26 protein-coding genes are annotated in these 22,632 nt (G+C 62.9%); 19 read left to right on the top strand and 7 right to left on the bottom strand.

What is annotated here, in order from left to right; all coding sequences use genetic code 11:
- Positions 1–117: 117 nt before the first annotated feature.
- The 6 genes from cobA to CUJ84_RS12380 all read left to right on the top strand — a co-directional run bounded on the left by cobA (position 118) and on the right by CUJ84_RS12380 (position 5,188).
- Positions 118–957, top strand: a complete 840-nt coding sequence (gene cobA / locus CUJ84_RS12405; RefSeq protein WP_105006427.1) for a uroporphyrinogen-III C-methyltransferase — start codon at positions 118–120, stop codon at positions 955–957.
- Positions 954–2,261: a cobyrinate a,c-diamide synthase gene (locus tag CUJ84_RS12400; protein ID WP_018242388.1), complete on the top strand. Its 1,308-nt coding sequence runs from the start codon at positions 954–956 to the stop codon at positions 2,259–2,261. Before cobA ends, CUJ84_RS12400 begins: the two co-directional genes overlap by 4 nt.
- On the top strand, positions 2,258–3,343 hold the full coding sequence (locus CUJ84_RS12395) for a threonine-phosphate decarboxylase (RefSeq protein ID WP_105006426.1): 1,086 nt from the start codon (positions 2,258–2,260) through the stop codon (positions 3,341–3,343). The genes CUJ84_RS12400 and CUJ84_RS12395 overlap by 4 nt, the downstream gene beginning before the upstream one ends.
- A complete protein-coding gene (gene cbiB, locus CUJ84_RS12390; protein WP_105006425.1) occupies positions 3,340–4,320 on the top strand; it encodes an adenosylcobinamide-phosphate synthase CbiB in 981 nt (326 codons plus the stop codon). The genes CUJ84_RS12395 and cbiB overlap by 4 nt, the downstream gene beginning before the upstream one ends.
- Positions 4,321–4,409: 89 nt before the next feature.
- On the top strand, positions 4,410–4,610 hold the full coding sequence (locus tag CUJ84_RS12385; RefSeq protein ID WP_018074603.1) for an ECs_2282 family putative zinc-binding protein: 201 nt from the start codon (positions 4,410–4,412) through the stop codon (positions 4,608–4,610).
- Positions 4,611–4,759: 149 nt separating this feature from the next.
- Positions 4,760–5,188, top strand: coding sequence for a L,D-transpeptidase (locus CUJ84_RS12380; RefSeq protein WP_105008168.1), 429 nt, complete (start codon positions 4,760–4,762; stop codon positions 5,186–5,188).
- Positions 5,189–5,233: 45 nt separating this feature from the next.
- On the opposite strand, the gene CUJ84_RS12375 is transcribed toward CUJ84_RS12380, so the two are convergent.
- Positions 5,234–5,956, bottom strand: coding sequence for a Crp/Fnr family transcriptional regulator (locus tag CUJ84_RS12375; RefSeq protein ID WP_105006424.1), 723 nt, complete (start codon positions 5,954–5,956; stop codon positions 5,234–5,236).
- Between the two features lie 432 nt (positions 5,957–6,388).
- On the opposite strand from CUJ84_RS12375, the gene CUJ84_RS12370 reads away from it, so the two are divergent.
- From CUJ84_RS12370 to CUJ84_RS12340, 7 genes are all read left to right on the top strand, one after another.
- Positions 6,389–6,667 carry an acyl carrier protein gene (locus CUJ84_RS12370; protein WP_003540486.1) on the top strand — a complete coding sequence of 93 codons (279 nt, stop codon included), beginning with the start codon at positions 6,389–6,391 and terminating at the stop codon, positions 6,665–6,667.
- Between the two features lie 206 nt (positions 6,668–6,873).
- Positions 6,874–7,356: a 3-hydroxyacyl-ACP dehydratase FabZ family protein gene (locus CUJ84_RS12365; protein ID WP_003540474.1), complete on the top strand. Its 483-nt coding sequence runs from the start codon at positions 6,874–6,876 to the stop codon at positions 7,354–7,356.
- Positions 7,353–8,558 (top strand): beta-ketoacyl-ACP synthase, encoded by a 1,206-nt coding sequence (locus tag CUJ84_RS12360; protein WP_105006423.1) that lies wholly within the window; start codon positions 7,353–7,355, stop codon positions 8,556–8,558. The genes CUJ84_RS12365 and CUJ84_RS12360 overlap by 4 nt, the downstream gene beginning before the upstream one ends.
- Before the next feature lie 12 nt (positions 8,559–8,570).
- Positions 8,571–9,857: a beta-ketoacyl-ACP synthase gene (locus CUJ84_RS12355; RefSeq protein WP_027684357.1), complete on the top strand. Its 1,287-nt coding sequence runs from the start codon at positions 8,571–8,573 to the stop codon at positions 9,855–9,857.
- A 56-nt stretch (positions 9,858–9,913) separates the two neighbouring features.
- Entirely contained in the window at positions 9,914–10,942 is a 1,029-nt protein-coding gene (locus tag CUJ84_RS12350) for a zinc-binding dehydrogenase (RefSeq protein WP_105006422.1), read from the top strand.
- A 4-nt stretch (positions 10,943–10,946) separates the two neighbouring features.
- A complete protein-coding gene (locus CUJ84_RS12345; RefSeq protein ID WP_105006421.1) occupies positions 10,947–11,882 on the top strand; it encodes a lipid A biosynthesis lauroyl acyltransferase in 936 nt (311 codons plus the stop codon).
- 249 nt (positions 11,883–12,131) lie between these two features.
- Positions 12,132–12,848: a PAS domain-containing protein gene (locus CUJ84_RS12340; protein ID WP_105006420.1), complete on the top strand. Its 717-nt coding sequence runs from the start codon at positions 12,132–12,134 to the stop codon at positions 12,846–12,848.
- A gap of 55 nt (positions 12,849–12,903) precedes the next feature.
- Here the strand turns inward: CUJ84_RS12340 and CUJ84_RS12335 are convergent, their stop codons facing one another.
- From CUJ84_RS12335 to CUJ84_RS12325, 3 genes are all read right to left on the bottom strand, one after another.
- Positions 12,904–13,266 (bottom strand): VOC family protein, encoded by a 363-nt coding sequence (locus CUJ84_RS12335; RefSeq protein ID WP_018242378.1) that lies wholly within the window; start codon positions 13,264–13,266, stop codon positions 12,904–12,906.
- Entirely contained in the window at positions 13,267–13,665 is a 399-nt protein-coding gene (locus CUJ84_RS12330) for a polyketide cyclase (protein ID WP_033182248.1), read from the bottom strand. It lies immediately after the preceding gene.
- A gap of 70 nt (positions 13,666–13,735) precedes the next feature.
- The gene (locus CUJ84_RS12325; RefSeq protein ID WP_105006419.1) at positions 13,736–14,527 is read right to left on the bottom strand and encodes a helix-turn-helix domain-containing protein; all 792 of its coding nucleotides are present in this window, start codon (positions 14,525–14,527) and stop codon (positions 13,736–13,738) included.
- Between the two features lie 211 nt (positions 14,528–14,738).
- Between CUJ84_RS12325 and gndA the strand changes: the two genes are divergently transcribed.
- The 5 genes from gndA (at position 14,739) to CUJ84_RS12300 (ending at position 18,894) form a co-directional block, all read left to right on the top strand.
- A complete protein-coding gene (gene gndA, locus CUJ84_RS12320) occupies positions 14,739–16,190 on the top strand; it encodes an NADP-dependent phosphogluconate dehydrogenase (RefSeq protein ID WP_024322083.1) in 1,452 nt (483 codons plus the stop codon).
- Between the two features lie 153 nt (positions 16,191–16,343).
- On the top strand, positions 16,344–17,102 hold the full coding sequence (locus tag CUJ84_RS12315; protein WP_105006418.1) for a carbon-nitrogen hydrolase family protein: 759 nt from the start codon (positions 16,344–16,346) through the stop codon (positions 17,100–17,102).
- Positions 17,103–17,115: 13 nt separating this feature from the next.
- Positions 17,116–17,610: a GNAT family N-acetyltransferase gene (locus CUJ84_RS12310; protein WP_105006417.1), complete on the top strand. Its 495-nt coding sequence runs from the start codon at positions 17,116–17,118 to the stop codon at positions 17,608–17,610.
- Between the two features lie 56 nt (positions 17,611–17,666).
- The gene (locus tag CUJ84_RS12305; protein WP_105006416.1) at positions 17,667–18,176 is read left to right on the top strand and encodes a GNAT family N-acetyltransferase; all 510 of its coding nucleotides are present in this window, start codon (positions 17,667–17,669) and stop codon (positions 18,174–18,176) included.
- Positions 18,177–18,276: 100 nt separating this feature from the next.
- Complete coding sequence (locus CUJ84_RS12300; protein ID WP_105006415.1) at positions 18,277–18,894, top strand: class I SAM-dependent methyltransferase; 618 nt, start codon at positions 18,277–18,279, stop codon at positions 18,892–18,894.
- Between the two features lie 45 nt (positions 18,895–18,939).
- Here the strand turns inward: CUJ84_RS12300 and CUJ84_RS12295 are convergent, their stop codons facing one another.
- From CUJ84_RS12295 to CUJ84_RS12285, 3 genes are read right to left on the bottom strand one after another with little or no spacing between them, the layout of a single operon-like run.
- Positions 18,940–19,485, bottom strand: coding sequence for an AAA family ATPase (locus tag CUJ84_RS12295; RefSeq protein ID WP_105006414.1), 546 nt, complete (start codon positions 19,483–19,485; stop codon positions 18,940–18,942).
- Positions 19,486–19,499: 14 nt separating this feature from the next.
- A complete protein-coding gene (locus tag CUJ84_RS12290) occupies positions 19,500–20,576 on the bottom strand; it encodes a D-alanine--D-alanine ligase family protein (protein WP_105006413.1) in 1,077 nt (358 codons plus the stop codon).
- Between the two features lie 33 nt (positions 20,577–20,609).
- Entirely contained in the window at positions 20,610–21,224 is a 615-nt protein-coding gene (locus tag CUJ84_RS12285) for a C39 family peptidase (protein WP_105006412.1), read from the bottom strand.
- A 175-nt stretch (positions 21,225–21,399) separates the two neighbouring features.
- Here CUJ84_RS12285 and CUJ84_RS12280 point away from each other — a divergent pair, with 175 nt between their 5' ends.
- Positions 21,400–22,308, top strand: a complete 909-nt coding sequence (locus tag CUJ84_RS12280) for a LysR family transcriptional regulator (protein WP_105006411.1) — start codon at positions 21,400–21,402, stop codon at positions 22,306–22,308.
- Positions 22,309–22,632: the final 324 nt, after the last annotated feature.

Here is a 22,632-nt window from a genome sequence, read left to right as displayed (position 1 = left end):
TTCTCCGAGGATTTAAATCCGACACTTCACAAAGTGAGTCATGGTCATCTCAGCAACTTCAAGTGAGGTGATGGGCGCGGCGTTGACCTTGCCCTTTGCGGGGCCTAGATCAGCAGGATGATCGATGCCGCATTCTCACATCTTCCGGTTCTGGAGCCGGGCAGTGTCTGGCTCGTTGGGGCTGGCCCCGGTGATCCCGGCTTGCTGACGCTGCTCGCCGCCAAGGGACTTTCCGAGGCCGACGTCATCGTTCACGACGCGCTGGTCAACGAGGAATGCCTGGCGCTGGCGCGGCCGGAAACGCTGGTGGAATATGCCGGCAAACGCGGCGGCAAGCCTTCGGCGAAGCAGCGCGACATCTCGCTGCGACTGGTGGAGCTGGCGCGCGCCGGCAAGCGAGTACTGCGGCTGAAGGGCGGCGATCCCTTCGTTTTCGGCCGCGGCGGCGAGGAGGCGTTGACGCTGGTTGAGCACAACATCCCCTTCCGCATCGTGCCCGGCATCACCGCCGGCATCGGCGGGCTCGCCTATGCCGGCATTCCGGTGACGCATCGCGACATCAACCATGCCGTGACCTTCCTCACCGGCCATGATTCGTCCGGCATCGTGCCCGACAGGATCAACTGGGAGGCGATCGGCCGGGGCTCGCCCGTCATCGTCATGTACATGGCGATGAAGCATATCGCCGAGATCAGCGCCAATCTCATCGCCGCAGGCCGGCTGCCGTCGGAACCCGTCGCCTTCGTCTGCAATGCGGCCACTGGCCGGCAACAGGTGCTGGAAACGACGCTCGGGGAGGCGACCGATGCCGTCGCTGTCTCCGGGCTGGAGCCGCCGGCGGTGGTCGTCGTCGGTGAGGTGGTCCGGCTCCGAGCCTCGCTCGACTGGCTCGGTGCGCTCGCGGGGCGGCGCCTGCAACCCGATCCATTCCGCCGGTCCGGCAAGGTGCGGGCATGAGCGGCCTCCTGATCGCAGCCCCTTCCTCCGGCGCCGGCAAGACGACGGTGACGCTCGGGCTGCTCCGAGCGCTTCGCCGGCGCGGCATCGCGGTCGCGCCCGGCAAGGCCGGCCCTGACTATATCGATCCCGCCTTCCATGCGGCAGCGAGCGGCACGCTCTGTCTGAATTTCGATCCCTGGGCGATGCGCCCGGAGCTGATCTCGGCCAATGCGGCCCTTCACCGTTCCGGCGACCGCATCCTCGTCATCGAGGCGATGATGGGGCTTTTCGACGGGGCGGCTGACGGAAGGGGGACGGCGGCCGATCTGGCGGCCCAGCTTGGGCTTTCCGTGGTGTTGGTTGTCGATGCCTCGCGCATGTCGCAATCGGTGGCGGCGCTGGTTACTGGTTTTGCTGGTTTCCGTGCCGATGTGCGCGTCGCCGGCGTCATCCTCAACAAGGTCGGCAGCGACCGGCACGAGGCGATGCTGCGGCAGGCGCTCGAAGCTATCCGCATGCCTGTCATCGCCGTCATCGGCAGCGACAAGGCGCTTTCCCTGCCGGAGCGCCATCTCGGCCTCGTCCAGGCCGGCGAACACGCAACCCTCGACAACTTCATCGACCATGCGGCGGATGCCGTCTCCGAGGAATGTAATTTTGAATTCCTGCTGCGCATCGCCAGGCAGGGGCTCAACCGGCCGTCGGCCGCCAATATCGACCGGTTGCCGCCGTTGGGTGCCCGCATCGCCGTGGCGCGCGATGTCGCCTTTGCCTTTTCCTACGAGCATATGCTGCTCGGCTGGCGCCGCCGGGGTGCTGCGATTTCCTTTTTCTCGCCGCTCGCCGACGAGGCGCCGGCTGGTGATGCCGATGCGATCTATCTGCCCGGTGGTTATCCCGAGCTGCATGCCGGGCGGCTGGCAGAGGCGCAGAATTTCCGCGCCGGCATGCTCGATGCGGCGGCGCGCGACATTCGGATCTATGGCGAATGCGGCGGCTACATGGTGCTTGGCGAGGGCCTGATCGATGCGAAGGGGCATCGCCACGAAATGCTCGGCCTGCTGCCCGTCGTCACCACCTATGCCGAGCGAAAGCGTCATCTCGGCTATCGCCGTGTTGTGCCCCTCGACGGCGCCTTCTTTGCGCGGATGATGACGGCTCATGAATTCCACTATTCCAGCGTCGTCTCCGAGGGCGAGGGCAAGCGGCTTTTTCAGGTGCAGGATGCGCTCGGAACCGATCTGGGTGCCGCCGGTCTCAGGCGCGACCAGGTGGCAGGCTCCTACATGCATCTGATCGATCTTGCCGGAGCCGCCGCATGAGCGCACCGATTGTCCACGGCGGCGGCATCACCGCGGCTGCCGCTGCCTTCGGCGGTAGCCCGGAAGATTGGCTTGATCTTTCCACGGGCATCAATCCGTGCCCCGTCGCCCTGCCTGGCATTCCGGCAAGGGCCTGGCATCGCCTGCCGGACCGACATCTTTTTGATGAGGCAAGGCGTGCAGCGCGCGACTACTATGGCAGCGGTGAGATCCTGCCGCTGCCGGTGCCGGGCACACAATCGGTGATCCAGCTTCTGCCGCGCCTCGTCGAAGCGGGTAGGCTGGTTGGCGTCACGGACAACAGGGTTGCCGTGAGGGACAACAGGGTTGCCGTGACGGACGAGCGGATCGCCGTGACGGACAACAGGGTTGCCGTGGTAACGCCGACCTATGGCGAGTATGCGCGCGCCTTCGCCTCGGCCGGTTTTGCCGTCGATGCGGTCGACGATATTGCCGCGATCGGAGCCGGACATCGGCTGGCTGTCGTCGTCAATCCGAACAATCCTGATGGGTTGATATGGCCGGCCGAAACGCTGATTGCCCTGCACGACAGGATGAAGGCAGCGGACGGTTTTCTCGTCGTCGACGAAGCCTTTGGCGATACCGATCCGGCGCTCAGCCTCGCATCCCGTGCGCCGCAACTTTCCAACCTCATTATCTTCCGCTCCTTCGGCAAGTTCTTCGGGCTTGCCGGCCTGCGGCTCGGTTTTGCGATCGCGCGCAGCGATATTCTCGCGCGTTTCGAAGACTGGCTCGGCCCCTGGGCAGTCTCCGGCCCGGCCCTTTCGATTGCAGATTCGCTGCTGCGCTCGGACGTTTCTCCGATTCGCGGCCGCATCAATGAACGCTGCGCCGGCCTGCATGGGGTGCTGACGGGCGCCGAGTTGCAGATTTCAGGAGGGACGGCACTCTTCACCCTTGTCGCCGATGCGAGAGCCTGCGAAATTTACACACATCTCTGCCGCCATCATATTCTCGTCCGCAAGTTCGACTATGCGCCGGAGTGGCTGCGTTTCGGGTTGCCGCCCGATCCGGCGGCAGACAGGCGGCTTGGCGAAGCCCTTCAGAGATTTGAACGATGACGATCGACGAAAACCTTCTCGTACTGCTTCTGGCGCTGCTGCTCGACCGGATCGCCGGCGATCCGCAATGGCTGTGGTCGCGGATGCCGCATCCCGTCGTCATGTTCGGTGCGGCGATCTCCTATGCCGACCGGCAGCTCAACCCGTCAAGCCTCACGGGCTCGCAACGCCGAATGAACGGTATCGCCGCCATCCTGGCGCTGCTTCTTTTGGCGGTGGCCGCAGGCTTCGTGTTCGACCGGTTCTTCGCGCTGTTCGGCCTTGTCGGCATCTTGCTGGAGACCGGGCTGGTGGCGATCTTCCTGGCGCAGAAGAGCCTTGCTGATCACGTCGCGGCCGTCGCCACTGCGCTGCGCGACGAGGGGCTTGCCGGCGGGCGAGCTGCCGTTTCCCGCATCGTCGGACGCGATCCCGAGACGCTGGACGAGCCGGCCGTCTGCCGCGCAGCGATCGAAAGCCTTGCCGAGAATTTCTCCGACGGCGTCGTGGCGCCGGCGCTCTGGTTTGCCGTCTTCGGCCTGCCGGGGCTCTTCGCCTACAAGATGCTGAACACGGCGGATTCGATGATCGGCCACAAGTCGGAAAAATACATCGACTTCGGCTGGGCGGCCGCCCGGCTCGACGATGTCGCCAACTGGCCGGCCGCGCGCCTCTCCATCCTGTTGATTGCCGCCGGCGCCTGGATCCGGCGGGGAACAAGCGCCGGCCGTGAGGCGATCCGCGTGGCGATGCGCGACGGGGCCTTGCACCGCTCGCCGAATTCCGGCCGGCCGGAGGCGGCCATGGCGGGTGCGCTGAACGTCCAGCTCGCCGGGCCGCGCATCTATGGCGGCGTCATCGTGCGTGAACCGATGATCAACGACACCGGCCGCGACGTGGCGACCTCAGGCGACATCGAGGATGGCGTATCGGTGTTCTACGCCAGCTGCATGGTGCTCGCCGGAGTTACGTTCGGGCTGTTTTTGTGTCTTCTGTAGGGATGTGCGGTGTATGCCCCCAGTGGACAGGCCAGGCTCAAACGTTTATTCCGACCGCCGCATATCTCCATCAGACCGGAAGCAGAGCGATGACAGTTCAGGTTGAATTACCGTGCCCGAAATGCAAGAGCACCAAGATGAAGTTCGAGCGGCCCGAGATCCGGGAGACCGACATCATCACCTGTGCGGCCTGCGGGCATAATCTCGGCACGATGGCCTCGATCCGCGAGAAAATGAACAAGGCCTATCAAGGGCTCAAGAAGCCTTCGGCGGCGCGCAAGCTCCAGTGAGCAGGTGCCGCTATCTTCCGGCGCCAGCTCCCGCTTTGGCTCGTTAAAATTGTGATTACCATTCGGATTAAAGCAATATAATAAGTATTGCCGTAGTCTCTCTTTCGTGAGGGCGCAATTAAGCTGCGCGAGTTCGAAGAGGGGTTATGATGAAGGCGATTTTGGCGGCTGCGGCCGCAAGTTTATTGCTGCAGTTTTCTCCCGTTGCCAGTCAGGCAGCAACGTTGGTCGCCAATATCAGCATCGGCAAACAGATGATGACCGTTTCCGAGAACGGCTTCGTCAAGTATCGCTGGAAGGTTTCTACCGCGCGTAACGGCTATGTCACGCCGACCGGTTCGTGGAGCGCCAAGTGGCTGTCGCGCGATCACCGCTCCAGGAAATACGACAATGCGCCGATGCCGTACGCCGTGTTCTTCAACGGCGGTTATGCCGTTCACGCCACCTTCGACCTGAAGCGCCTGGGTCGGCCGGCCTCGCATGGCTGTGTTCGCCTGCATCCCGACAATGCCGCCCAGTTTTTCTCGCTGGCGCGGCAGGCTGGCCTTGCCAATACCCGCGTGGTCATTACGCGCTAATCTCGGATCAGCGCCCTGAGCCCGAATTCGACAACTGATCCCCGTTTACGCGCTGATCATCCGCTCCAGCTCATCCATGTCGGGGACGATGATATGCCGGAAGTTCTCGATGCGAATGACGCCGCTCTTGCGCAGCCTGGTCATCTGGCGGCTGACGGTTTCGATCGTCAGACCGAGGAAATCGGCGATCTCGGCGCGGGATAGCGGCAGGTCGAAGGCGGTGCTTGTGGCGGTTTGCGGTTCGGCATGGGTGGCGATGAGGTGGAGTAAGCTTGCGACCTTCTCCTCGGCGGTGCGCCGGCCGAGCGTCAGCATCCATTCGCGCGCGGCATCCAGCTCCTTCAGCGCCTGATCGTGCAGGCTGCGCTGCAGTTCTGGCGTCTCCGATATCATGCGGTCGAGCAGGTTGCGGGGGAAGACGCAGATTTCGGCATCGGTCGCAGCCTCGGCCGACAGCGTGCTTTCGCGCACGAAGGGCCTGCCGACGAAATCGGGAGCGAATTGCAGACCGACGATCTGCTGGCGCCCGTCCGGCATCACCTTGCAGAGCTTCACCACCCCGCGCATGATGTTCGAATAGTAAGAGCTTTCCGACCCTTGTGCGATGATCTCGCAGCCAGCATCGACCTTGCGGCGCAGCGAGTGGCGGCCGAGGTCCTTCAACTGACCGCTCGACAGTACGCCGCACACGACGCCGTGCCGCGCCTGGCAGGAACGGCAGGCGACGGGGATGCCAACCTCGAGAACCCCACTATGTGCGACGTCCATTTCCTGATCCCTTCGAAATCCGCGTGTGCCGGGCGTAGCTGCGCATGCCGGGCATACCCTAGACGATTACGCCGCGATTGCGGGTTCGGCTATCCCGATTTCTTCCAGCGCGGCTTGATGATTATCAATTTTGGCCGGATCGCGATTTGATCTAGATCAAAGTTTGCGCGCCCTGGCTGTTATTGGAAGTGCGGCGTCGAGACGAGGCCGTCCGCGGGTTTGATTCGGACGGCTTCTTCGCCCTCGCCGGCGAGACGGGTTTTCTGCAGCGGCGTCGCCTCGCGCCTTGGGTGAGGGCAAAGGCCGGCATTCCATTGCTGTTTAGGCAACACCCAGCCGGCAAATTGCCGCAACGCCGGGACGAAAGCATTGGCTTTTGAAATGGATTTGCCTATGAGGGGGTTTAAATCGTCATTTCATGAGGTACAGCGCGTGACCGCTACATTCGATAAAGTTGCCGACATTATTGCAGAAACCAGTGAGATCGACCGCGCGACGATCACGCCGGAGAGCCATACGATCGACGACCTCGGTATCGACAGCCTCGATTTCCTCGACATCGTCTTTGCGATCGACAAGGAATTCGGCATCAAGATCCCGCTCGAAAAGTGGACGCAGGAAGTCAACGAAGGCAAGGTTTCCACCGAAGAATACTTCGTGCTGAAGAACCTCTGCGCCAAGATAGACGAGCTCAAAGCAGCCAAGGCCTGAGCGATATAACAGTCTTTTTTGAACGCCCTGCCGCCCTGAATATGGCGGCCGGGCGGTTTCGTTCCTAACTAGTGCATGCCGCCCAAAAGTGCGCAGCGGTTTTTTGGGACAATGGCATGCATAAAAACAAAGACCTAAAGTGCGAACCAGACGCGCTTTAGGCGTCACCGGCGGGCGGATCTGGCCTGTCGGGCCGGAGGATCCGAATGCTGCTGGAATATTTCCAGATGATTGACCGCGTCGAAGCGGTGGACCTGAAGAAGGGCACGCTTAAGGCGCGATCCGTCGTGCCGGCGAAGAGCCCTGTCTTCGAGGGTCATTTTCCCGGCATGCCGCTCGTTCCCGGCGTGCTCCTGATCGAGACCATGGCGCAGGCCTCCGGCATGCTGGTGCTTGCCGTCACCAATTTTGCCGCCATGCCCTTTCTGATGACAGTCGACGGCGCCAAGATGCGCACCTTCGTCGAACCGGAAGCCGTGCTCGACATCGAGGCGGTGCTTGAGCATGACGGTTCGGGTTTCGCGGTCACCAAGGCTAAAATCACCAGCGGCGGTAAGAAGGTCTGCGATGCGCAGCTGAAATTGCGCACCATGCCGTTTTCCGAGGTGCCGCTCGGCGATATCGTGAAGAAACGTGCCGGCGAGATCGGGCTTCTCGAAGCGATCGCGGCGCAGGGAGTGATTGGATGAGCAAGGTTGCAAACGACGTCGTCATCTCGGGCATCGGCATCGTCACCTGTCAGGGCGTCGGCAAGGATGCGCATATCGCGCTGCTTTCGGCCGCCAGTGCGCCGAAAGCGATCGTCGAGACCGAGAAGTTCAAGCCCTATCCGGTGCACCCGCTGCCCGAGATTGACTGGTCGCAGCAGATCGCCAAGCGCGGTGATCAGCGCCAGATGGAGAACTGGCAGCGCATCGGCGTCTTCGCCGCCGGCCTTGCGCTCGATGATGCCGGTTTCAAGGATGATATCGAAGCCTGCGGCACGATGGACATGATCGTGGCGGCCGGCGGCGGCGAGCGCGACATCAATGTCGACACACTGATCGTCGACGAAGCGCTGAAGCGCAATGACCGCGAGCTGTTGCTCAACGAGAAGCTGACGACGGAGCTCAGGCCCACACTGTTTCTCGCCCAGCTTTCCAACCTGCTCGCCGGCAATATCTCGATCGTGCACAAGGTCACCGGCTCGTCGCGCACCTTCATGGGAGAGGAAGCGGCCGGCATATCCGCCGTCGAGACCGCCTTCTACCGCATCAAATCAGGCGAATCCTCGCATGCGCTTGTTGGAGGCGCCTTCGCGGCCGAACGGCCTGATATGATCCTGCTCACCGAAGCGATCGGCGCTCATGCGCGCGGCGACTGGGTGCCGCTCTGGTCGCGCAGGCCGAGCGACGGCGGCGGCATGATCACCGGTTCGGCAGGCGCCTTCCTGGTACTGGAATCGCGCAAGCATGCCGAAGCCCGCGGCGCCCATATCTATGCGGTCATCGACGCGGTCGAGGGTGACCGCGGCAACCGCAATTCCGGCAATCTCGAAGTCCGGCTGGAGCGGCTTTTGGCACCGGCCGCCGGGCTTGCCGCCGAAAGCACGGCGATCTTTTCCGGATCGACCGGCATGCACGATCTTGCCGCTCGCGAGCGGGCGGTGCTGGAGCATCAATTGCCGGACGTTGCGATCCGCGGCTTCGGCGGTGTCACCGGCCATACGATCGAGACGCAGTTCACGCTGGGTCTTGCGCTCGCAGCCCTTGCCGTCGACGGCAAGGCCAAGGTTCCGCCCTTCGATGCTGCCCATGAGGCGCCGATGCGGGCAGGCGCCACCGCCGCCGTCGTGACCACGGTCGGACACCAGCGCGGCGAGGGCGTTGCCGTTCTTTCCGCAGATGCGTGAGGAGTGAGAGATATGACAGCTTCCGCTTATAGAGATCATCTCGGCCGTCCGATCGTGGCTGTTACCGGCATGGGCATCATCACTTCGCTCGGCCAGGGCCTCAGCGACAACTGGGCAGCCCTTACCTCCGGAACGTCGGGCATCCACGAGATCAACCGCTTCCCGACCGAGGGCCTGTCGACCCGGATCGCCGGCACCGTCGATTTCATCGGCATTCCGGTGCCGAACGCCGTCGAGCGCTCCTATGCTTTCGCCCGCGAAACGACGATCGAGGCGCTTGCCAATGCCGGCCTGTCCGGCGATTTCAACGGCCCGCTATTCCTCGCCGCCCCGCCGATCGAACCGGAATGGAGCGCGCGTTTCGAGCTTGCCGACCGTTCGCCAGCCTCCGACCATCCGGGTGATGCCTATGAGCGCTTCCTGACGGCGCTGCGCCAGCGCCCCGACCCGGCCTTCCATGAGGCAGCGCTGTTCGGCGCGATTTCCGAGCGGCTTGCCGACCGGTTCGGCACGCGCGGCCTTCCGGTTACGCTGTCGACGGCCTGCGCCTCCGGCGTCACCGCGATCCAGCTCGGCATCGAGGCGATCCGCCAGGGCCGCACGGATCGCGCGCTGACGGTTGCGACCGACGGCTCGCTGAGTGCCGAAGCGCTGATCCGCTTCTCGCTGCTGTCAGCCCTTTCGACGCAGAACGATCCGCCGACCAAGGCCTCCAAGCCGTTCAGCAAGGATCGCGACGGTTTCGTCATCGCCGAGGGTGCGGCGACACTGGTCCTGGAATCGCTGGAATCAGCAGTCGCCCGCGGCGCCAAGGTGCTCGGCATCATGAAGGGCGCCGGCGACAAGGCCGACAGCTTCCACCGCACCCGGTCGTCGCCTGATGGCGGCCCGGCGATTGCGACGATCCGCGCAGCGCTCGCCGATGCCGGCATGAGCGAGGGCGATATCGGCTATATCAATGCCCACGGCACCTCGACGCCTGAGAACGACAAGATGGAATATGGTTCGATGTCGGCCGTCTTCGGTGAGAAGCTCGTCGGCATTCCGGTTTCGTCGAACAAGTCGATGATCGGCCATACGCTGACGGCGGCGGGTGCCGTCGAGGCGGTGTTCTCGCTGCAGACGATGTTGACCGGAACGCTGCCGCCGACCATCAACTACAACAATCCCGATCCGTCGATCGTTCTCGATGTCGTGCCGAACAAGAAGCGGGAGGCCCAGGTTTCAGCCGTGCTTTCCAACTCCTTCGGCTTCGGCGGGCAGAATGCCAGCCTTGTCATGGCGCTCGAACCGGCTTAAGCGGTTCCCGACAAATTTTTGAGACGAGATGACGCCTTCAGGCGAGGGATTTTGCCATGCGCGCTTTGCAACTGATCGACGACCGCAAGCTTGAGATCACCGATCTGCCGGAACCGGATGCTCCAGCCGCTGGCGAGGTGACGCTGCGCGTCAAGGCGGTGGCGCTCAACCATATCGACGTCTGGGGCTGGCGCGGCATGGCATTCGCCAAGCGCAAGATGCCGCTGGTCATCGGTGCGGAAGCCTCCGGCGTCGTGGAATCGATCGGCCCGGGCGTTGCCAGCGTGCTGCCAGGCCAGCTCGTCTCCATCTACGGCGCGCGCACCTGCGGCCTCTGCCGTCCCTGCCGTGAAGGCCGCGACAATCTCTGCGAACATGTCTCGGGCGTGCACGGCTTCCATCTCGACGGCTTTGCGCAGGAGAAGGTCAACCTGCCGGCGCGCCTGCTGGTGCCGGCTCCTCCCGGCGTCGACGCGATCGGCGCGGCGCTTGCTCCGGTCACTTTCGGCACGGTCGAGCACATGCTGTTCGACAATGCCAAGCTTGAGCCGGGCGAGACGATCCTCGTCCATGCCGGCGGCTCTGGCATCGGCACGGCGGCGATCCAGCTTGCCAAGAAGATTGGCTGCACCGTCATCACCACGGTTGGTTCGGACGACAAGATCGAGAGGGCCAAGGCGCTCGGCGCCGATCACGTCATCAACTACCGCACCGACCGTTTCGAGGGCGTAGTGCGCAAGCTCACCAAGAAGAAGGGTGTCGACGTCGTCTTCGAACATGTCGGCAAGGACACCTGGGCAGGCTCGATGCTCTGCATGAAGCGCGGCGGGCGGCTCGTCACCTGCGGCTCGACCTCGGGTGTTTCCACAGAGATGAACCTGATGATGCTGTTCCAGCAGCAGCTGAAGCTCTTCGGCTCCTTCGGCTGCCGCATGGAGAACATGGCGAATGCGATGCAGAAGATGGGCCGCGGGCTCGTCCATCCCGTCATCGATACCGAGGTCAGCTTCAGTGATATCGACCGGGCGCTGGAGCGGATGGAATCGCGCCAGATCTTCGGCAAGATCATCCTGAAGATGGATTGACCGCGTGAAGCTCTTCATCACCCGGATCGTTCTGGCGCTCAGGCACTTCCAGCAGTGGCTGGTGGCGCAGGTGATGTTCGGCTTCCTGAATTTCCTGAAGCTGTTTCCGGCCGATGGCGCGATCCGCTTCGCCGACAGGATGATGCGCCGCCTCGGCCGGCTGACCAGCCGCCACAGACTGATGCTGACCAATCTGCGCAACGCCTTCCCTGAGAAGAGCGAAGCCGAGATCGAGGAGATCGCGCTCGCCAGCTGGGGCAATATGGGCCGGCTTGCGGCCGAATACGTCTTCCTCGACCAGCTGTTCGACTATGATCCCGAAAAGTCGGAGCCGGGCAGGGTGGAGGTGTCGGGCGTCCCGATCTTCCTCGACCTGCGCGACAATCCGCGCCCCTTCATCGTCTTTACCGGCCATACCGCCAATTTCGAGCTTCTGCCGGTGGCGGGCGCAGCCTTCGGGCTCACGGTAACCGTGCTCTTTCGGCCGCCGAATAATCCTTATGTCGCCAAGAAAGTGTTCGACTTCAGGAGCGCGCGCATGGGCAAGCTGGTGCCCTCGCATGCCGGCTCCTCCTTCGCGCTCGCCCGTCAGCTGGAAGCAGGTCAGGGCGTGGGCGTGCTGGTCGACCAGAAATTCCGCAAGGGGCTGAAGGGCACCTTCTTCGGCCGCGACGTGAAGACCAATCCGCTGCTGCCGAAGCTGGTGCGCCAGTTCGACTGTGAAGTCTATCCGGCGCGCTGCATCCGGCTGCCGGGAAATCGCTACCGGCTGGAAATCGAGCCGCGGCTGGACATGCCGCGCGACGCCAAGGGCAATCTCGACCTGCCGGCCGCCGCCCAGTTGCTCAACGACAAGGTGGAAAGATGGGTGCGGGAATATCCGGAACAGTGGCTCTGGTATCACGACCGCTGGCAGATCAAGCAGACGCTCGCGCCTTAGAACAGGATGATTTCAGGCCGGCATGATGCCGAAAACCGCTCACACTTTCGGCATCATGCTCCAAAAACGTCCACCCTCATTTATCAGCGGTGAAAAGCGGCAGGTGCTCTCGGATTGAAACTGAGGGCACTTCATGTTATCCGTCACCACCAAGACGCGAATAATGTCTACCGGAAGGCGCATTTTTTAGGAAATGCAGCCATGTGAGGTTTCGGACTCGTCTCTTGGGACAATGGGAGTGGAGGCGTCTTGCTGGAGCTTTTTCGAGCTTTTTCCTTGCGTTGCGTGCAAATCGAGGAAGCCATACGCCTGGGCGACGACCAGCGCGTCACGGCGCTCGACCGCCATGTCGAGCCGCTGGTCGAGGCAATCCTCGCCTGCCGGGCAGTCAATCTGCTCGAAGTTTACATGCAACTGCAGTTTGTGAGCCATCTGATCAGCCAGGATGCCGACGACAGCGCCAGCGTCACGGAGCACACGTCGGTGCTTTCCTACTTGCTCGACCGCTATTTCGGGGCGCATGGGCCGGACTGGCGCGTGCCTTCGCTGCAGGATGTGCGCATCGAGCCGCCGCCGGCCTATGTGCCTGATACCGACAATGGCCAGTTCCTCAACGCGGTAATCCTGGAAAGCCTGCCGGATCGCGTGGCGGTGCTGACAAGGGACTATCGCTACCTCTATTCCAATCCAGCCAACAGCGCCCATCTCAACAGGAAGCCGATGGAGCTCATCGGCCGCCACCTTTCCGAATTCATCGGCGAGGAGCGGTTTGCCGAATGCGCCAAGCATAAGCTCGACGCCTGTTTTGCCGGCGAACAGATCGACTATTCCTATGAGCGCTCGGCGGGCAGCGGCGAATCGCGGCAGGTGCGCTGTCGCATGTCGCCGCTGCGCGATGCGGGCGGTACGGTGATCGGCGCCCTGCTCGTCATGGAAGATCTCGATCGGCTGTCGCAGGCTGCCTGATCCCGGTCGGCAGCCTTAGGCAGCCTGACCAACTCGGCTGCCTTGGGTAGTCTGGCTAAGCAGCGGCCCAGACGGCGAGCTCGTAACCATCGCGGTCGAGGAAGTGGAAGCGACGGCCGCCGGGAAAATCGGTGATCGGCCGGCAGATCGTGCCGCCGGCTCTTTCGACTGAGGTCAGCACTTCTTCCAGATCACTGGCATAGACGACGACCAGCGGGCCGCCGCCCGGCCGCACCGGTCCGAAATCGGTAAAGCCGCCCTTCAGCCGGCCGTCGTCGAATTCGCAATAATTGGGGCCGTAATCGGTGAAGCGCCAGCCGAAGGCCGAGCCGTAAAAGGCTTTGGCGGCGGCGATGTCAGCAACGTTGAATTCGACATAGTCGATGCGGCGGTCGTGGTTTTCTGTCTTCTCGGCCATCTATCTCTCCATCAGGGCTTTCAGCATGGCGAGATCCTTCTCGACATGGGCGGCATCGGCGGAAAACTGTGTGTCGGTCATGCCGGGCAGACGCAGCAGCGTGAACATGACTTCGCACCCATCGCCGTTCGGCACGATGCGCAGGGCATTATAAACCCTTAGGCCGGATTCGATCGTCACCGTATGGTCGATCACGCCGAATTCATTGGCAGGAACGAAGCTCACCTTGACGCTGCCGAGAGCGCCGTGGGCGATCCAGTCGGCGCCGTGAGGCTCTAAGCCGGTCGCAAGGCCGGAGGCCCAGAGCGGCATGTTCTCCGGCTTGCCGGCGAAGTCATAGACGTCGCGCCAGTCGCGCTCTATCGACAAATGTAGGATTTTCGCGGGCATTGTCGACATGGCTTGCAGGTCCCTGGCATTTGGTTTCGTCAGAATAACAGACCGGCCAGCGGCGTCTTGAACAAAACGGTCAATCGGCTCTTTGCCGTATGCTGAGCTGGTCGAGAATGACGGCAGGTGTCAGCGTCGAGAGCTCGCCGACCTCGCGCGTCATGTGGGGCTGGTCGGCAAAGCCCGATTCGAGCGCAAGGCGGGCGAGCGGCATCGCGCCCGACCTGCGGCAGAGGTCGAAGAAACGCTGGAACCGGCGAATCCGTTCCAGCGTCTTTGCGCCGTAGCCGAAATGGTGGTGGCAGCGGCGGCGCAGCTGCCTTCCACTCATGCCGAGGTGGTCGAGCAGGCCGGAAACCGGGCGAGCATTGTCGGCGGCGGCGAAGATCATGGCGGCGTCGCGGGCTGGCTCCTCCTCATTGCGCGCGGTCTCTTCGAGCAGGCGGCTAAACAGCGCCGTGGCGGCCGGGGGGTCGGGACAATCCGCAAGCCGCGCTTCGAATTCGGCGGTGTCCTTCCGGCCGATGTCAGCGAGGGGCACCGAGCAGCCGACCAGTGCCCAGAGCGGCGTCTTCAGCCAGGGTGCTGCGGCGCCGGGCGCAAAACGTGCGCCGATGACAGTCGCGCCCGGCCGGATGACGGGAAAGGCCGCTGTCCGGTCAGGGCCGGCGACGACCAGCCGACCGTCGATCCAGAGCAGGTCGCAATAGCCGTCCGGCACGATCGCCACCATTGCCGACGGTCCGTCATGCAGCGCATGCGACCAGAGGCGGCTGAAATGGCGTCGCAGCGCCGGCGGCGGCATAGACTCGCAGTAGTGGCCGGCGCGGGCCGCCAGGAGAGCCGTATCTTTTCGTCTTCCCGATGCCAATGCGATATCTCCCGATGCCCTGATGATAACATGAGATAGGGCATTGCGGGCAGGGCGCACGAAAAACTCAGGGCTTCCGGACTGGGCGCCAGCCGGCGGGTTGTCGGACAAGCGGCGATATTGCAAGCTTCATTTCATTGGCTTTTGCGAACCGATTAGACCCTTGCGAGACTTGCCGTTTGAGCGAGACAGTGCCACAACACCGGTCCAAATGACACATCGGAGGTTTGTCGTGGAAAAGGCAGAAATCGGACTGATCGGCCTTGCGGTCATGGGCTCCAACCTGGCGCTCAACATCGCGGAGAAAGGCAATAAAATCGCGGTGTTCAACCGCACGCCGGAGAAAACCGACGAATTCTACGAAAGCGCCGGCGATCTGAAGAAGCAGATTGTTCCCTGCAAGACGATCGAAGAGTTCGTCGATGCGATCCGGCCGCCGCGTCCGATCATCATCATGATCAAGGCGGGCGAGCCCGTCGACCAGCAGATGGAGCTGCTGCGCCCGCATCTCTCCAAGGGCGACATCATGATCGATGCCGGCAACGCCAATTTCCGCGACACCGTCGCCCGCTTCGACCGGCTGAAGAATACCGATCTGACCTTCATCGGCATGGGTGTTTCCGGCGGCGAAGAAGGTGCGCGCCATGGCCCGTCGATCATGGTCGGCGGCACCGAAGAATCCTGGAAGCGCGTCGAAAAGGTGCTGACATCGATTGCCGCCCGCTACAATGACGAGCCCTGCGTCGCCTGGCTCGGCAATGACGGTGCCGGCCATTTCGTCAAGACCATCCATAACGGCATCGAATATGCCGACATGCAGATGATCGCCGAAATCTACGGCATCCTGCGCGACGGCCTCGGCAAGAGCGCCTCCGAAATCTCCGGCATCTTCGGCGAATGGAACAAGGGCCGGCTGAATTCCTACCTGATCGAAATCTCCGAGAAGGTGCTTGCGGCCACCGATCCGGTTTCCGGCGGGCCGATGGTCGACATGATCCTCGACAAGGCGGGCCAGAAGGGCACCGGCAAGTGGTCGGCGATCGAGGCGCAGAACATGGGCATTCCGGCAACGGCGATCGAAGCCGCGGTCGCCGCCCGCAGCCTCTCTTCGATGAAGTCGCAGCGCGAAGCCGCCGAAAAGATCTTCGGCACGCAGGCTGTGTCCTTCCCGATCGCTTACGGCCCCGAGCTCAACAAGGATCTCGAACTGGCGCTGTTTGCCGCCAAGATCGGCGCCTATGCGCAGGGCTTTGCGGTGATGGCGGAAGCATCGCGCGAGTTCAACTGGTCGCTGCCGATGCCGACGATTGCCAGGATCTGGCGCGCCGGCTGCATCATCCGTTCGCAGTTCCTCGACGAGATCACCTCGGCCTTCACCAAGGCACCTGATGCTGCGAACCTGATCGTCACGCCTGCCTTCTCCGACATGGTCAAGGAATCGATCCCGGCGCTACGCCGCGTCGTCGGTGCCGCGATTGCCGCCGGCCTGCCGGTTCCGGCGCTGACCTCGGCGCTGACCTATTTCGACGCCTATCGCCAGGGCAGGGGAACGGCAAACCTAATCCAGGCGCAGCGCGACTTCTTCGGCGCCCACGGTTTCGACCGCCTGGACGGCAAGGATTTCCACCACGGCCCCTGGGGCAGCGGTGCGTCGACCTTCTGAGGTTGCTGAGAAGAGATCGAGGAAAAGCCCGGCCGCCGCGCCGGGCTTTTTCGTGGTCGCTGCCTCATGCTACCGTCGGCAATCCGCTGTCTTGGCGCTGCCTGCACAAGCCTAACCGGGTAGGCTGCAAGTCGTCCAAACGCGGAGATCAAGGTGAAGAGCACTCGGATAGCCGCCGCGCAAACGCCGGAATTTCGGGAGAATGTCCGGGCAGCGTTGGATTATGCCGTTAAGGTCGCAGCGCTTGCTGAGGCTGATGGTGCGGCCTTGCTGGTCTTTCCCGAGGGTTTTTTGCAGGGCTACTTGGTCGATGAACCATCGGCGCGCCGCGTTGCTCTCGATTTCACATCCGCCGAGTTCGCCGCGGTCCTGGACCGGCTGCCGAAGTCGGGACCGGTGCTGGTCATGGGGCTCATTGAGGTCGATGACGGGCGATTGTTCAACACCGCTGTTGTCATCGAGCGCGGTGTTCTCGTTGGCCGCTACCGGAAAGCCCACCTGCTGCGCGGCGAACGGGCTTTCGAGGCGGGAAAGGAAAGCCCGCTCTTTGCGGTCGGAGACCTGCACTTCGGGATAAACATCTGCTACGACACGAACTTTCCTGAAGCAGCCGGAACGATCGCCGCGGCCGGCGCATCCCTGATCCTATGCCTCTCCAACAACATGATGCCAAAGGACAAGGCGGAAATATTCAAGGAGCGGCACAACGCGGTTCGCGGCGAAAGATGCCGCGAAACCGGCCTGTGGCTGATCTCGTCTGACGTGACAGGCGAGCGCGACGGGCGCGTCGCCTGGGGGCCGACGGCGGTGCTGAACCCGGAAGGGCAGGTCGTGGCGCAACTGCCGCTGGAGGAGCCCGGCTTGCTGGTCTTCGACTTTCCTTGCATAGAACCTTTGAGCTATCGCGCTTGAGGAATTGATAGAGATGCTTATCCGAGACGAAACGCCGGGGGATATCGACGCGATCCATGATCTGACCTGGACCGCCTTCAAGCCGATGCCTTACAGCGACGGGACGGAAGCGGAGATTGTCCGAAGACTTCGCGAAAACGGCGATCTAACGATATCGCTGATCGCTGAGCAGGACGGCGAGATCCTGGGGCATGTCGCGTTTTCGCCGGTGACGATCGACGGCGCGCATGATGGCTGGTTCGGGCTGGGGCCGATATCGGTGAAGCCGGAGAGACAGCGGCAGGGGATCGGCAAAGCGCTGATCGTTAGGGGTCTCGAACTGCTGAAGGGGATGGGTGCCAGCGGATGCGCGTTGATCGGCAATCCTGACATCTATAGCCGTGTCGGTTTCAGCAATAACGGGCAACTAAAGTACCTCGACCTCGATACGCGGCTCGTGCAGCGGATTGTTTTTCGCGGATCCCCGCCAAGCGGGACGTTGCAATTCGCCCCGGCATTTGAAAGCTAGGATATTCCCTTCAACGGTCGAAACTCCAAACCCAAGCTGACAGAGAAGGCGACAGCATGTCCGAAACGGGCGCGATGACTATCCGAACCAAGCGTCTTACGCTCCGCATGCCAGATATCGACGATTTCGCCGCCTATGCGCAGTTGATGGCGTCGCCGCGATCGGTCGGAATGGGCGGCCCGTTCGATCTGCGCGCGGCGTGGGGGATGTTCTGTCACGACGTCGCTCTCTGGCAGCTTTTCGGGCACGGCGCGCTGACGATGGAGCTTGGCGAAACCGGCGAATGCGTTGGCCAGGTGGGGATCAATCACGGACCGCTCTTTGCTGAGAAGGAGCTCGGCTGGTTTGTCTACGAGGAATATGAGGGCAAGGGCTATGCCACCGAAGCGGCCCTGGCGCTGCGCGACTGGGCCTTTGCGACGCTCAAGCTGCCATCGCTTGTCAGCTATATCGCTCCTGGCAATGCTGCTTCCGTTGCCGTTGCGGAACGGCTGGGTGCGCGCCTCGATCCCGCAGCACCCCGAAGTGATCCTAAGGATCTGGTCTACCGTCACTTCGCTTCCTGAACCGAGAATATTGAGGCGCACTGCGACTGGTTGCAGACGTCTCAGTCCCTACATGTTGACCAGTTAGGGTATCGGGCTCCGCAAGAGATGGGGATATCGGATGACAAGCGGGAAACGGGAACACTGGGACGAGGTCTACCGCATGAAATCTGCCGACAGCGTCAGCTGGTATCAGCCGACGCCCGGGCCTTCCTTGCGGGCGCTTGACGAGCTGCAACTGCCGGTCACGGCCTCGCTGATCGATGTGGGCGGCGGCGCATCAAACCTTGTCGACCGTCTTGTTGAGCGCGGGTGGTCCGACCTCACCATCCTCGACATCGCCGCGCCGGCGCTTGACGTCGCAAAGGCGCGGCTGCGGGATGAAGCCGGCCGGATCGCCTGGATGGTTGCCGACGTCACGGCATGGCAACCCGACCGCCATTACGATGTGTGGCACGACCGCGCCGTCTTTCACTTCCTCATCGAGCCCGAGCAGCGGCTGGCCTATCGACGCGCGCTCGAAACCGGCACGGCGCCGGGCAGCGTCTTGATCATCGCGACCTTTGCGCCGGACGGGCCGGAACGGTGCAGCGGCCTGCCGGTCCAGCGTTACGACGCGGTGGCGCTTGCGACCGAATTTTCGTCCACCTTCGCGCTTCAGCGCGACTGGCGCGAGGAGCACGCAACACCCGCTGGTGGCCGGCAGTCGTTCCAGTGGTGCGTCTTTCGCAGGCGCTGAGCCCTTGGAGACGGCGGCCGACAGGCACGACCCTGATGATCTCGTCTACTGCTGCCTCGTTTCGCGAGAGAGGCAGTCGAGGATGAAATCCGCCCGGTCTGCGACTGCAATTTTCGGCAGCGTGACGACGTCGTAGCCGAGCGTCGGATAGATCGCGGCCAACCGGTCATATTCTGCGACCGCCTCGTCGAAGCCATGGCGCCGCTCGGGGTCGGTCGTGTAGATTTCTGGCCATGGCGGGGTCAGAAAAACCCTCCGGTGATAGCGGTGGGCGACGCTCAATTTTTCCAGGATGGTTTCTCCGGTGAGGTGTTGGAGCGCTGCCACCGCATCGATCAGCCCACGGTCGAAAAACGTCCAGCCGGATTGCTCACGCGCCGCTGCGTGGTCGGCGATCGCCATCTCGATCGCGCGACGAGCGAAGGCCGCCATGTCGACCCAGGGCAGGGCCGCGCCGTCGCCCTTGAGCTCTTGGCTGACGATCCTCCGGCCGGGCTCTTCGACGATGGCATGACCGCGGGCGGCAAGTTCCTGAAGCAGCGTCGATTTTCCGCCGCCGGAACAACCCGAAATCAAGACCGACCTGTTCATGTTCAAGCTCCCGCCTAGGCGGCCCGGCCGGCGCGCGCCAGACCGTGATCGACGAGCCTGTCGATGATTTCGGCGTAACCGACGCCGCTTGCCGCCATCGCCTTGGAATACATGCTGATATCGGTGAAGCCGGGGATGGTGTTGATTTCATTGACGAGGAACTGCATGTCATCAGTCAGGAAGAAGTCGATGCGGGCCATGCCGTCACAACCGACGGCCCGGAAGGCTTTTGCGGCCACGTCGCGCATGGTGGCCTCGAGCTCCTGCGGCAGTTCGGCCGGCACTTTCAGCGCCGCACCTTTCTCGTCGATATATTTGGCATCGTAACTGTAGAAGCCGTGGCTTTCCGCCGGCACGATCTCGCCCGGCCGAGAGACGAAGAGTTCTCCTGCCGCATCCTCCAGCACACTGAATTCGATCTCGCGGCCACGCACGAATTCTTCGGCGAGCAGCGTGCGATCGTGGCGGAAGGCCTCAGTAAGGGCGGGCGCGAATTCCTGGCTGGCATGGACCTTGGCGACGCCGACCGACGATCCCTGCCGCGCCGGCTTGATGAAGAGCGGCAGGCCGAGTTCACCTTCGAGGGCTGAGAGCGAAGGGGCAGCACCCTGATGGATCGTCACCGCACGTGCTACCGGCAGGCCCGCCGCCCTCAGCAGGCGCTTGGCGATGTCCTTGTCGAGCGCTGCGGCGGAGCCGAGGATGCCGCAGCCGGCAAGCGGCACGCGAGCCACCTCCGCCACGCCTTGCACTGAGCCGTCTTCGCCATGGGGGCCGTGCAGCACGGGAAACAGGATGTCGATCCTTGCCAACTCATGCGGCGCACCATGGGCCGGTATTGCCAGCATCCGGCCCCGTCCGCCCGGCACAAGGCAGATTTCCGTGCCTGATGAAGGCGTCGCCAATATGCCGTCTTCGAAACTGCTCAGCAGCCATTGTCCCGCGCGGGTGATGAAGATGGGGACGGCATCGTATTTTTCGGGCTTGAGCGCGCCCATGACATTGGTTGCCGAGAGCACGGAAACTTCATGCTCGGCCGAGCGGCCGCCGAAGAGCACGGCAATGCGCAGCCTGTGTGGGGAAGGGGTCATGAAAGCCTCCGAAGCGATCTGGTGTTGAAAAGGTCAGGCGTCGACCGATATGCCGCGATTGGCGAAGAAGCGGTCGAAGACGGCAAGCGGCAGCGTCACATCGGCCTGGCTCGCCGCGTCGTGGCCGGACGGGTTGTGGAAACGGATCGTCTCATCGCTGGCTGCCGTCACCAGCACCAGGTGTCCGCCCTTCGACGGCGGCTCGCGCTCAGGCCAGCGGATGCCCGAATGCACCGAGGCGATGAAGAACCGCCGCCTCGACAGAAGGTCGGGAATGGCCGATGTCTCGACGCCGGTCATCGTCTCGGCGCGAAGCGCGAATCGGTCGGCGGCGAAGCGAACGAAGGGTGCGTAGATCAGCCCTTTGATCGAGGCGTCGATCTCGTTGACGACATAACCGCCATAGGCGGTGCAGGCGTGGGCAAGCTCGAGGGTGGGGTGGATCTCGCCGCGCGCGGCAAGAATCATCTTCAGGCAGGCCATGCCGCAGACATTGACCGCCCAGCGCGCATATTCCTCGATCGTCGCGGCTCCCGAATGGCGCCAGAGCGGATCGCTGAGCAGAGCCTGCGATCCCTCGGCAAGCACCGGCAGTGTCATGCCGGGTGTTTCCCATTGGCTGAAATAAGGCACGCCGCTCTGTTGCATCCTGTGGATATCCCCGTGGTTCGCCTCATGAGATGGCCGGCAATCTTGGCTTTTTTCGAACCGGTGCCCCCGCTTGCGAATCCGAGGCTAAGGTGCAGTTTTCTTCAGGTCTACTTAATTAAAATAAGCATATAGGTTAGAAATTATGGCCGATTGATCAACCGGAGAAACGGGCTTGGATTTCTTCCGATTGCGCACGCTTCGCGAGCTCTCGCGCCGCGAGACGATGGCGGCGGTCGCCGACGCGCTCGGCATTTCCTCATCGGCCGTTTCCCAGCAGATCGCCCAACTGGAGGACGAAGTTGGAATCCCGCTCGTCGAGCGGCGCGGGCGAGGGGTGATGCTGACACCGGCAGGCCGGCGGCTCGTCCTGCATGCCGACCGGATATTCGCCGTCGTCGAGGAAGCCAAGACCGATATTGCCGAGCTGCAGAATATCGTCGCCGGCGACCTCAGGATCGCCGCCCAACCCTCCGCGGCTTCCTCCTTCATCCCCGCCGCGATGCGCCAGCTCGCCATCGACCATCCGCATCTCGACATCGTCATGACGACGATGGGGCCTGCCGAAGGCGTGGCAGCGCTCCGGGCCTGGCAGGCCGATATCGTCATTGCCGACGACATATCGTTCGATCCGCATACGTTGGAGGGCGCGGTCGACACGCTGTTCCTCTGCCGCGACCAGCTCTTCGTGCTTCTGCCCGCCGGCCATAGGCTGGAGAGCGAGCCCGTCACCGAACTCGCCCAACTGAGGGATGAACATTGGGCGCTCGACGTCGCCTCCAGCGCCTATTGCAGGGCCATCCGCCAGGCTTGCCTCGACATCGGTTTCGAGCCCGTCATCAACGGCTTCAGCGACAGTTTCGAAGTCGTGTTCGCGCTTGTCGAAGCCGGATGTTCGATTTCGGTGATGCCTGGACTGGCGCTTCGAGATTTTGGCGAAAGCCTGACCGTCAAGCCGCTGGCGCCATCCACCTACCGGAGCATCTATGCGATTAGCCGGCGCGGCGAGGTGCGTAACCCGAAGATCGCCGCGGTGCTCGATCAACTGGTAAAGAGCGCGCCGCGGGGTTTGAACAGATCCTGATTTTCGCGCGAATGCACTCTTGGCAGGAGCGATCATATCGGGCACTCTTGGTTCATGATTATGGCAACTCAAGCAGCAGACGTTCGCGCACGCGACGCACGACTTACCACCACGGCCTCCTGATCGGAGCCGGGTTAACGCCGTCGTTTGCTTTCTCCTCATTTGCCTTGAGCCACTGCCCATGAACACCAGATCAAAGCCATATCGCGCTTTTTTCGTCCGGAGCGTCGTGCGGACGTTCTGCGTCGCAACTCCGCACGCGTTTCGACTTAGCCGCGGCTGCCGGACGTCACTGGAGCACCGGCAGCCGTAGCTGCTCCTGAA

This window comes from Rhizobium leguminosarum (genome assembly GCF_002953715.1).
In the GTDB taxonomy this organism is placed as follows: domain Bacteria; phylum Pseudomonadota; class Alphaproteobacteria; order Rhizobiales; family Rhizobiaceae; genus Rhizobium; species Rhizobium leguminosarum_V.
Note: the sequence above shows the minus strand (reverse complement) of the source record. Positions and strands in the feature narration are given on the sequence as shown.